The sequence below is a fragment of the Schaalia cardiffensis genome (assembly GCF_016405145.1).
Taxonomy (GTDB): Bacteria; Actinomycetota; Actinomycetes; order Actinomycetales; family Actinomycetaceae; genus Pauljensenia; species Pauljensenia cardiffensis.
In genome coordinates this window covers 175889-186048 of sequence record NZ_JAEKIA010000004.1, presented here as the reverse complement: position 1 = coordinate 186048, position 10160 = coordinate 175889, and the positions used below count along the sequence as shown (strand labels likewise).

10 protein-coding genes and 2 tRNA genes are annotated in these 10160 nt (G+C 62.2%); 3 read left to right on the top strand and 9 right to left on the bottom strand.

Features of this window, described 5'->3' with window-relative positions; translation table 11 throughout:
• Positions 1-218: 218 nt before the first annotated feature.
• The 9 genes from JFX23_RS03875 to JFX23_RS03835 all read right to left on the bottom strand — a co-directional run bounded on the left by JFX23_RS03875 (position 219) and on the right by JFX23_RS03835 (position 6045).
• Positions 219-290: transfer RNA gene (locus JFX23_RS03875), tRNA-Asn, on the bottom strand.
• A gap of 1236 nt (positions 291-1526) precedes the next feature.
• Positions 1527-1910 carry a 50S ribosomal protein L7/L12 gene (gene rplL, locus JFX23_RS03870; protein ID WP_040314080.1) on the bottom strand — a complete coding sequence of 128 codons (384 nt, stop codon included), beginning with the start codon at positions 1908-1910 and terminating at the stop codon, positions 1527-1529.
• A 102-nt stretch (positions 1911-2012) separates the two neighbouring features.
• Entirely contained in the window at positions 2013-2534 is a 522-nt protein-coding gene (gene rplJ / locus JFX23_RS03865) for a 50S ribosomal protein L10 (protein WP_005963508.1), read from the bottom strand.
• Between the two features lie 93 nt (positions 2535-2627).
• On the bottom strand, positions 2628-2810 hold the full coding sequence (locus JFX23_RS03860; protein ID WP_198775802.1) for a hypothetical protein: 183 nt from the start codon (positions 2808-2810) through the stop codon (positions 2628-2630).
• Positions 2811-3453: 643 nt separating this feature from the next.
• Positions 3454-4158, bottom strand: coding sequence for a 50S ribosomal protein L1 (gene rplA / locus JFX23_RS03855; RefSeq protein WP_005963502.1), 705 nt, complete (start codon positions 4156-4158; stop codon positions 3454-3456).
• Positions 4159-4230: 72 nt separating this feature from the next.
• Positions 4231-4662, bottom strand: a complete 432-nt coding sequence (gene rplK, locus JFX23_RS03850; protein ID WP_005963500.1) for a 50S ribosomal protein L11 — start codon at positions 4660-4662, stop codon at positions 4231-4233.
• A gap of 150 nt (positions 4663-4812) precedes the next feature.
• Positions 4813-5556, bottom strand: coding sequence for a transcription termination/antitermination protein NusG (gene nusG, locus JFX23_RS03845; protein WP_198775801.1), 744 nt, complete (start codon positions 5554-5556; stop codon positions 4813-4815).
• A 93-nt stretch (positions 5557-5649) separates the two neighbouring features.
• Positions 5650-5943: a preprotein translocase subunit SecE gene (gene secE / locus JFX23_RS03840; protein WP_198775800.1), complete on the bottom strand. Its 294-nt coding sequence runs from the start codon at positions 5941-5943 to the stop codon at positions 5650-5652.
• 25 nt (positions 5944-5968) lie between these two features.
• A tRNA-Trp gene (locus tag JFX23_RS03835) sits at positions 5969-6045 on the bottom strand.
• A gap of 599 nt (positions 6046-6644) precedes the next feature.
• Here JFX23_RS03835 and JFX23_RS03830 point away from each other — a divergent pair.
• The 3 genes from JFX23_RS03830 (at position 6645) to JFX23_RS03820 (ending at position 10145) form a co-directional block, all read left to right on the top strand.
• Entirely contained in the window at positions 6645-7859 is a 1215-nt protein-coding gene (locus JFX23_RS03830; RefSeq protein WP_198775799.1) for a pyridoxal phosphate-dependent aminotransferase, read from the top strand.
• A 331-nt stretch (positions 7860-8190) separates the two neighbouring features.
• Complete coding sequence (locus tag JFX23_RS03825; RefSeq protein WP_416153020.1) at positions 8191-9021, top strand: alpha/beta hydrolase; 831 nt, start codon at positions 8191-8193, stop codon at positions 9019-9021.
• Entirely contained in the window at positions 9021-10145 is a 1125-nt protein-coding gene (locus tag JFX23_RS03820) for an adenosine deaminase (RefSeq protein WP_233050547.1), read from the top strand. Before JFX23_RS03825 ends, JFX23_RS03820 begins: the two co-directional genes overlap by 1 nt.
• Positions 10146-10160 lie beyond the last annotated feature (15 nt).

Genomic DNA, 10160 nt, shown 5'->3' with positions numbered 1-10160 from the left:
ACGGGCCCACACACTACGACAACGCCTACAGCCCCGACACCGGCTTCCACACCCGAAAAGGCTGGGCCGGACGCACATAACCCCCACGACACGCCCGAGCGATGCCACACTTTCCTGCCGGTAACCCCACTTTCCTGCCGGTAACCCATAGATCTCGACACGGCAACGGGGAAAACACGAGTTGAGCCCGGCCATCTGTGATGACCGGGCTCTTTACGCTCCCGCGACTGGATTCGAACCAGTAACCGTCCGATTAACAGTCGGATGCTCTGCCGTTGAGCTACGCGGGATTGCGACCTGACAAGTATGGCCGAGCAGCCTCGATCTTGGCAAATCTGGCGAAGGTGGTTCACACCACGCCTACTATCCAATCGGTACCGCCCCTCCCGAAGGGCGATGCTCGAAGCGTCCCAAGCGGATCCCATCGATTCCCTGCTCTCAGCACGATTTTCCCCCGCCCTCGTCCTTCAGGCACCAACACAGATGCTTGACCGCCCCTAAGTGCTCTCCGCCGGGCTCAGCCATCCCCGAGCAGCATTCGCCCTGTTCGCGTACCCCGATTGTGCTTTCGACAGAATTGGAAGGTGACGCGCACCGCCGAAACCCCCTTAAGGGGCCAGCAACCCAGCCTCCAATCGCGCACAACAACCCCGATTGTGCTCTCGGCGGAGGTGAGTCGGAAAGGAGAACGTTGAGATCATGACTGGGGTCGACCAAGCGCCCTGCACCCAGTGTTGCTCCTCACAGTGTCGTAGTGAGTCTTCGGGGTGGGGTTTGGGCGCTGTCCGTGAAAAAGATGGAGACCCCGCAACTAGCAGGCACAGCACTCCCCTTTTCAAGCCCGAGCGACACGCCAGAGAATGCTTCTTCAGTCAAGCGGTAGCCTGGCCGCTAGCGCAGCGGGCAGAAGCACTTATGATCCCGTTCTTCGCCAAAGCAAGTCCCCTGCCCCTAGCACGCCGAGAAGAAACCCTTATGATCCCGCTCTTCGCCAAAGCAAGTCCCCTGGCCCTAGCGCGCCGAGCAGAGGGTACGAAGGCCGAAACGGCAGGGACGTGAGCTTCCCTTGCCCATTAGCGCAGTGGGCACAAGGTGTTCCATGCGTTGACATAGGTCTTTGAATGCACCCATGCCCCCAGCGCACCAGGCACAAGCCCGCAAGAAGAAGCGGCTCGCAAGCTCGGCAGAGGTCTCCTTGAACCCTTCGCTCCACAGCAAAACGAGACTCCCGCCTACACTGAACTCGCGTTTCCCCTTAGACGCTACTAAGCCCGTCAGGGACTACCGCACTTCCGCCTACGCATTGAACCCGCTTCCACTTGGATGCTGCGGAACTGAGCCGCGTCACTAGGTACTGAACCGGTGGATAGTTCATTTCCCCTGGCGGCTGCGGAGCCTTAACAGAAGAAACAGCGCACATAAGACAGTGCCCCAGGAGGATGAACTCCTCCCGGGGCACCGAAGACGATGAATCGTCGAAAACCTTCCCTCTGTGAAAATCTCAGAGCCTCACAGAGGGAGCAGGATCACTTAAGGGTGACCTTGCCGCCGGCCTCTTCGATATCAGCCTTGGCCTTCTCGGCGTCTTCCTTCTTGGCGTTCTCGAAGATGGTCGAGGGGGCGCCGTCAACGAGATCCTTGGCTTCCTTGAGGCCAAGACCGGTGAGGTTCTTGACAGCCTTGACGACCGCGATCTTCTTTTCGCCGGCGGACTCGAGGACGACCTCGAACTCCGTCTTTTCTTCCTCAGCAGCGGCTTCGCCGGCCGGGGCGGCGGCAACGGCAACGGCGGCCGGGGCGGCGGCGGTGACGTCGAAGGTCTCTTCGAAGAGCTTGACGAAGTCAGAGAGCTCGATGAGGGACATTTCCTTGAAAGCTTCGATGAGCTCGTCGTTGGAGAGCTTTGCCATGATCGGCATCCTTCCTATTGGGCCTGCTTCGCGAGCAGATGTGTGGAGTGTTCCGGACGAATCTCGCAGCTCGGGCTGCCGACTCTTCCGGGGCCTGTCGCGTCAGGCCGCTTCGCCCTGCTTCTCGCGCAGAGCGTCGATGGTGCGCACAGCCTTCGAGGGCAGTGCGTTGAATGCGTACGCCGCCTGGGACATCTTGCCCTTGAGCGCGCCAGCGGCCTTGGCCAGCAGCACCTCGCGGGATTCGAGATCCGCAAGCTTCTTGACACCCTCAACGGACAGCGCAGCGCCGTCCATCGCGCCCGACTTCAAAACGAGCTTCGGGTTCTCCTTGGCAAAATCACGCAGCGCCTTGGCGGCCTCGACGGGCTCACCGGAGACGAAAGCGATCGCCGTCGGACCCTTGAGGTCCTCAGCCAGGAAGTCGAGTCCGACCTCCTTGGCCGCGAGGCGCGCCAGCGTGTTCTTCACCACGGCGTAGCTCGCGTTGTCGCCCAGTCCGCGACGCAGCTGCTTGAGCTGGCCGACGGTCAGGCCGCGATATTCGGTCAGCAGGACGGCGTCAGACGCGCGGAAACGCTCCACGAGTTCGGCAACCGCTGCCACCTTGTCAGACCTCGCCATGGTCCTCCTTCCAGATAGTTGACCCCGGACAATGCGAATGCCCGACACGCAGGATCGTGTCGGGCATGAATGTCCGTGTCACCCTGGGGCGACTCACTCACCTGCGTCGGCTGCTTTCGCATTTCGTACCCGGTCACCCGAGTATCCGACGGTCTTCGGCCTTTGCAGGCTACCAGCGACGAGGACGAGGACGCCAGTCGCTGGCCTGTGGTACCAGACACTCGTGCGTGTGCGAGCTATCAGTTCGTAGGCGCCGGGCCTCAGCACTATGTTCACCTTGGCATGACTATGTTCACCTTGGCATGGCTGCATGGCGCGAGGCCGCTGTTTCGCACGCGACGGCGCTTTTCGGGTTTCCATTGGTCATCATGAAGTGCGGGCAAGGCGCATCCGCGCGACGGGAGCCTTCGAGATGGCTTCCCTGGCCACAGAGTGGCTGGAGGCTCCATCCGCGCGCGATGCGACGCTATCCTCGCCGTCCGCATCCTCGGGGACGCGGGAGGCTCCATCCGCGCGCGATGCGACCCTTCCGGTTCAGTCTCAGGGATATGTCGCGACTCTTCTGCACCATCCGCCAGCGATGCTAAGCTTCGCGTTGATCAAGACCTCGCCGCATGCAGGCTGCGGCTGTCATTCGCATGTGACGACGTTCCTCCTCGCCGGATAGAGCCGGATAGGGAAGGCTCGGTACCACTTGCCCCAATGCGCCAGAACAGCTCATTCTTCCTTAGCAGATAGGGAGGGATACCAGCCATTTCAGGCTTTCGCACAGGTGAGTCACGGGCAAGGGCCTGAGGCTACTTCGAAAGAGCCCTCCATGTACACGGGCAACTAAGCGGCAAACACAAGATTCGCGGGGCGAAAGCACTCAGCTTTCGCCCCGCGAACTTCAAAAATGAATCCCGAAAAAATCAGGAGATCACTCAGCGACGTTCTTCGTCTTCGTCGGGTCAACGGGGATACCCGGACCCATCGTGGTGGAGACGGTCGCCTTGGAGATGTAGCGGCCCTTGGCTGCGGCCGGCTTCAAGCGGAGGACCTCTTCGAGGACCGCCGCGTAGTTCTCTGCCAGCTGCTCGGCCGTGAAGGACACCTTGCCGACGATGAACGCGAGGTTGGCGTGCTTATCGACGCGGAACTCGATACGACCGCCCTTGATCTCCTTGATCGCCTTCGCGACGTCCATGGTGACCGTGCCGGTCTTCGGGTTCGGCATGAGGCCTCGGGGGCCGAGGACGCGGCCGAGACGGCCGACCTTGCCCATGAGGTCCGGGGTGGCAACGGCGACATCGAAGTCGGTGTAGCCCTTGGCGACCTTTTCAATGAGTTCGTCGCCGCCGACCTCGTCGGCTCCGGCGTCAATTGCTTCCTGCGCGCGCTCGCCAACGGCGAAGACCAAGACCCGGGCGGTCTTGCCGGTGCCGTGCGGCAGGGAGACGGTGCCGCGCACCATCTGATCGGCCTTACGAGGATCGACGCCGAGTCGCAAGACGACCTCAACGGTCGAATCGAACTTGGTGACGGTGGTCTCCTTGGCCAGCTTCATGGCCTCGAGAGGGGTGTAGAGGACGCCCGCGTGGATCTTCTCCGCCGCGGCGCGGTAGCTCTTGGAGCGCTTCGTCATGCTGCTTCTTCTCCTTGCAGTCGTGGGTTCCGGGCAGCGCCTGCCCTACCACTGGGATTTGGTCTGGGGGGATCAGTCGGTGACGGTGATGCCCATGGAGCGGGCGGTGCCGGCGACGATCTTGGTGGCGGCCTCAATGTCGTTCGCGTTGAGGTCGACCATCTTGGCCTGCGCGATTTCGCGGGCCTGGTCCATGCTGATCGAACCGACCTTCGCCGTGTTCGGGGTGCCGGAGCCCTTCTGGACGCCCGCAGCCTTCTTGATCATCTCAGAGGCCGGAGGGGTCTTGAGGACGAAGGTGAAAGAGCGGTCCTCGTAGACCGTGATCTCGACCGGGACGATCGAGCCGCGCTGCGACTCGGTCGCTGCGTTGTAGGCCTTCGTGAACTCGACAATGTTCACGCCGTGCTGGCCCAGTGCGGGGCCTACCGGCGGAGCGGGGGTGGCGGCGCCGGCTGCGATCTGAAGCTTGATCAGGCCGGTGACCTTCTTCTTCGGTGCCATGTTTCGGGTCTTTCTTTCTCTGTTCCGCGACGACGGTCGCCGTCGCGGACGTACGATCGTTCACCGGCTTGAAGGCGCAGTGAACCCAGTACGCACGAATGTTGATGATATCTCGCACCCGAGCCCGTTCCCAAGTCCGGGTGCCGGAGGTCACTCCTCGCGTTTGGTGACCTGTTCGAAAGCGAGTTCGAGCTCGGTTTCGCGCTCGAAGATCGTGACGAGGACCTTGAGCTTTTGAGCCTCGGGAAGGATCTGCGAGATTGTCGCTTCCATTCCTTCGAAGGGCCCCTCGACGATGGACACGACCTCACCGGACTCGAAGGCCACACGGATCTCTTCCTTGACGGCGGCAGCCGGAGCAGCCTGAGGCCCGGCCTCTTCGAGGATGTTGAACTTGAGGAGGTCGACGACCTCGTCAGTGGAGAGAGGAACCGGGTTGTGCTGATCGCCCACGAAGCCGGTGACGGCGGGGGTGTCTTTCACGACACGGTAAGAGTCATCGTCGAAGTCCATACAGACAACGACGTACCCGGGGATGCGGACGTGGCGCACTCTCTTCTTCACCGAGCCTTTGAACTCGTTGATGTACTCGTCGGGGACCTCGACACGGAAGATCTTTTCCTCCATGTTCTGACTGGCGATGCGCTGCTCGAGATTCGCCTTCACCTTGCGCTCGTGGCCCGAGTAGGTGTGGATCACATACCAGTCACCCGGGATCATCATGATCTCACGGCGGAAAGCCTCGAGAGGATCAACAGCCTCCTGAGCCTCTTCAGCTTCAGGGGCAGTGTCGGCTGCTTCCTTCATGGGGGTTTCGACGGCAGCTTCTTCAGCGGCATTGAGCGACTGCTCGGTCTCGTCCTCGAACTCGATGGAGTTCTTGTCCTCGTTCACGCATTCCTCCTGGCGCCGGATATCCGACTCTCGGGGCTGACGGCTCGTAGAAGAAACCCGCCTGCAGATTCCTGCGGGCGGGTCCGTTCGGCGTCAGCCGAAGATCAATGCGTTCAGTTTACCGAATCCCAGATCAAGAAGCCCGGTGAAAGCCATGATTGCCGCCACAAAAACGATGACGACCACAAAGTAGGTCTGAGTCTCTTCCGCAGTCGGGTAGGTGACTTTTTTCATCTCGGCGATCACTTGGGTGATGAAGACCCAAATACGACGAAAGATATTCGGCTTCTTCTGCGATTCTTTAGGAGCCGCATCGCGAGCCCTGGTAGGTCCGGACTTCGTGCGATCCGCGGGCCCAGAAACGTCCCCGGCCATCGTGTGTGCCATGAGAGCCTCCTGTCACCTTTCGTTCTGGCAGGGCAGGCGGGACTCGAACCCACAACCGCCGGTTTTGGAGACCGGTGCGCTACCAAATTGCGCCACTGCCCTACTGCAGATCTGCCGATCCGCAGGCCCAAGAGTATCGGCAAGCTCTGAAGGTGTCCAATCCAGCAGTACTTGATGGAGGATTCAAGGAGGCGCACATACGGTTTGAGGCGTGCTCGCACAGCGATACGGGCGAGCCCGGTCCTACCTTCAGGCGACTCCGCCTTGCACACGAAGCAGCCCCGCGCACGCCTTCGGGCGCCCCCGCTGACAGATCCACCTGTCCCCCCATTCACATACGAACGCACGGAAAATTGCGTGGAGTCGAATGGCCTGACGCTTCCTTGGAGGCATACATGCAGGTCGCCTCCATACGAGGCTGTTTCATGCCAGAAAACGCGCCGAAGATGGGCGAGGCAAGGCTTCTCATTTCTAGATGTCGCGAAATCCCCGCCATCCGCGAGCGCCCAGGCGATGCATATACGACTACGTCCAAAGGCAATATGACCGGCTATAATACCAAGGAGCCTCCCGCCAAGGAGTCTTACGCCCACACGCGCTCGGACCATACTCCCGCTTCCCAGTCCTCGGCATCGACAGGCGCCCCGCCCATATCTCGGTTCACCTTTCCACCACCTTCTTGCTCATGCGACGATGGGGGCATGAGCACACGCCCTCGTTCGCGGATCTCCGCACGCTTCGCCGCCATCACTCCTTCGGCCACGCTTGCCGTTGACGCGAAGGCCAAAGCCCTCAAAGCCCAGGGACGCCCCGTCATTGGATTCGGTGCGGGCGAGCCCGATTTCCCGACCCCGGAACCGATCGTCGAAGCGGCCGTGCGCGCTGCCCGTGAACCCGCGATGCACCGCTACACGCCCGCCGCTGGTCTGCCCGAGCTGCGTTCGGCAATCGCCGAGAAGACTCTGCGAGACTCCGGATACGAGGTCGATCCCACTCAGATTCTCGTGACCAACGGCGGCAAGCAGGCCGTTTTCCAGGCATTCGCCTCCATCCTCGACCCGGGCGACGAGGCCCTCCTGCCGACCCCCTACTGGACGACCTACCCCGAGGTCATCAAACTCGCCGGCGGCGTCACCGTCCCTGTTTTCGCCGGCGCCGAGCAGGACTACAAGGTCAGCGTCGAACAGCTCGAAGCTGCGCGCACCGAGCGCACGAAGGTCCTTCTGCACTGCTCGCCTTCGAATCCGACGGGCAGCGTCTACACCCCCGCTGAAACCAAAGCGATCGGCGAGTGGGCCCTCGAGCACGGCATTTGGGTGATCACCGATGAGATCTACGAGCATCTCCTGTACGAGGATGCCGAGCCCGCTCATATCGTCAAGCTCGTTCCCGAACTCGCCGATCAGTGTCTCGTCCTCAATGGAGTCGCTAAGACCTACGCGATGACCGGTTGGCGAGTTGGCTGGATGATGGGCCCGGGAGACGTGGTCAAAGCCGCGACCTCCTTCCAATCGCACCTGACCTCGAATGTTTCGAATATCGCGCAGCGGGCCGCCCTCGAAGCCATCTCAGGTCCCCTCGATGCCGTGCATGAGATGCGCAAGGCCTTCGATCGTCGCCGCCGCACCATGATCTCCATGCTCTCTGAAATCGCGGGCTTGACGGTCCCCACCCCCAAGGGTGCTTTCTACGCCTACCCCAGCGTCGAGGGCATTCTCGGCAAGCGCATTCGAGGCACGGTCCCGACTTCCTCCGCCGAGCTCGCCAATCTCATTCTTGACGAGGTCGAGGTTGCGCTCGTCCCTGGTGAGGCTTTCGGTCCCTCTGGGTTCCTGCGTCTTTCCTACGCGCTTTCAGATGACGACCTCGTCGAAGGCGTCAGCCGGGTTCAGAGCCTCCTCGCAGAAGCGCAGTGATCTGCGTGGGCTGAAGACTGAAGCTGCCGCGGTTGTGTCCTGGTAACGCGATTGCCTGGGCCGGAAAATACGCTTGCCCAGACAGGGGGCGCTGCGGCGCACGAGGGCGGGGCGGGAAGCACTTCTCGTCTCGCCCTCGGTTCATCTCCTCTGAAGGACCCCGCCCATTGTGATCCCCTCCCCCTGAATGGAGGGGTTCACGACAAGTGGAGGGGTTATAGCCCCTCCACACATCGCTAAACCTTCCACTCATCACCGACCCCACTGTGAGCCCTTCCCCTGCCCAAGCTCCGCTCAGCGCCCTCGGTAATGCGGGAAGGACGAGGGACGCATGAACAGCCATAATGGAGCAATGGAGATCCGTTACCGCCGCGCAGACCTCGAAACCCCTAAAGGAAGCGTGCTCCTATGCCACGGATACGCTGAACACTCCGGACGATATCTGCCACTTCAGGAAGCCCTCCTCGCCGCCGGATATGACATCGCCTTCTACGACCACTACGGCCACGGCACCGCACCAGGCCCACGCTCGCGCGTCGACGTGGGAGCCCTCATCACAGACCACCTTGACGCGCGCAGGATCGCCCTCGCCCATTCGCGCACGGACAGCCTCTTCCTCTTCGGACACTCCATGGGAGGCCTGATCACCGCTGCCTCAACAATCCTGGAACCGAAGAAGCTGCGCGGCACGGTCCTCACCGGCCCCGCCCTGCGGCCCCTCCCCGACGTTCCCGCGTCCTCGGCCCGAGCCCTGCTGCCCCTAGCGCGCCTCGCACCCGGACTGATCATCACGCCGCCTCGTCAACCCGGCTCCCCTTCTGCTCTCTCGCGAGATCCACGCGTCCAAGAGGCCTTCGACGCCGACCCCCTGTGCTACACGGGCGGCGCCCCGCTCCTCACCGCTACAACCATGATCCTCCAGGGCGACAAGACCCTGCGACGCGCAGAGCGGGTGAAAACCCCCATGCTCGTCCTGCACGGCAATGCGGATACGCTCGCCTCCCTCAATGGCTCGCGCGCCTTCGTCCAAGGGGTCCTCGCTGCGAACCCCGATGCGGATGTCCACCTACGCATCATTGACGGCGCCTACCATGAAGTCCTCAACGAGCCCGAAGGACCCGGTCTCATCCGTGACATTGTCGCGTGGCTGGACATGCACTAATGCCTCCACTTCCTCGTATCCGCGGACCCGAGTTTCCCGCTCAGCCGGTCCTCACCACTGCGCCTGTAACACCGCCGAGCAGGCGCGAGCTGCGCCTGCTTCCCAAGGCTCATCTGCATTTGCACTTCACCGGCGCGATGCGCCCGCAGACCCTCGTGGATATGGCGCTCGAACAGGAGATCCGCCTGCCCGCTCACCTGCTCGATGTGGATCCTTTGAAAGTCCCCGCCGATGGGCGCGGCTGGTTCCGTTTCCAGCGCTCCTACGACGCGGCCCGTCACCTTGTCCGCTCGGAAGAGAGCATGCGCCGCATCGTGCGCGAAGCCGCCGAGGACGAGGCCGCGGAAGGCTCAGTCCGCTTGGAGATCCAAGTCGACCCGACCTCCTACGCCCCCTGGGTCGGAGGCATCACCCCCGCCCTCGAGATTGTTTTGGACGAGGCGAAACTCGCATCGGCCAGAACCGGCGTCGAAGTCGTCGTCATCGTGGCGGCCTCGAGGATGAGGCACCCCCTGGATGCGAGGACTCTCGCCCGTCTGGCCGCCCGATACGCAGGAGACGGTCCCGGTGAAGTTGTCGGCTTCGGACTGTCGAATGACGAGCGAATGGGCCAGACCTCGGCTTTTTCCGCGGCCTTCGGCATCGCCCGACGAGCGGGGCTCGCGGCCCTGCCCCACGGTGGTGAACTGCTCGGCCCCGAGTCTGTTCGCGAGGTCGTCACCTCTTTGAATCCGCACCGACTCGGACATGGTGTCCGAACAAGCGAAGACCTAGAACTCCTGGACCGGCTCATCGAAGCGGGAATCGCTTTCGAAGTCTGTCCCACATCGAATGTTCACCTGGGGGTGTATCAGGATTTCGGCTCGGTGCCGCTGCCGCTGTTCATGGGGCGCGGCGCAACGATTGCCCTGGGAGCTGATGATCCCCTTCTCTTCCACTCGCGTCTGCTCGAACAGTATGCGAATGCCCGCGAGGTGTTCGCTCTATCGGATCGTCAGCTCGCCGACCTGGCGCGCCAATCAATCGCGGCTTCGCTTGCCTCGCAGTCCTCGAAACGCAGGTGGTACGCCAGAATCGAGGAGTGGGTGTCCAGCGAAACACCCGGCGCTGGCTCCACAGCCTGATCCTGGGGCAGGTGG

Coding starts and splice junctions, on each gene's coding strand:
- rplL (WP_040314080.1), bottom strand. CDS start 1,910: ATGGCAAAGCTCTCCAACGACGAGCTCATCGAAGCTTTCAAGGAAATG.
- rplJ (WP_005963508.1), bottom strand. CDS start 2,534: ATGGCGAGGTCTGACAAGGTGGCAGCGGTTGCCGAACTCGTGGAGCGT.
- rplA (WP_005963502.1), bottom strand. CDS start 4,158: ATGACGAAGCGCTCCAAGAGCTACCGCGCCGCGGCGGAGAAGATCCAC.
- rplK (WP_005963500.1), bottom strand. CDS start 4,662: ATGGCACCGAAGAAGAAGGTCACCGGCCTGATCAAGCTTCAGATCGCA.
- secE (WP_198775800.1), bottom strand. CDS start 5,943: ATGGCACACACGATGGCCGGGGACGTTTCTGGGCCCGCGGATCGCACG.
- JFX23_RS03830 (WP_198775799.1), top strand. CDS start 6,645: ATGAGCACACGCCCTCGTTCGCGGATCTCCGCACGCTTCGCCGCCATC.
- JFX23_RS03825 (WP_416153020.1), top strand. CDS start 8,191: ATGAACAGCCATAATGGAGCAATGGAGATCCGTTACCGCCGCGCAGAC.
- JFX23_RS03820 (WP_233050547.1), top strand. CDS start 9,021: ATGCCTCCACTTCCTCGTATCCGCGGACCCGAGTTTCCCGCTCAGCCG.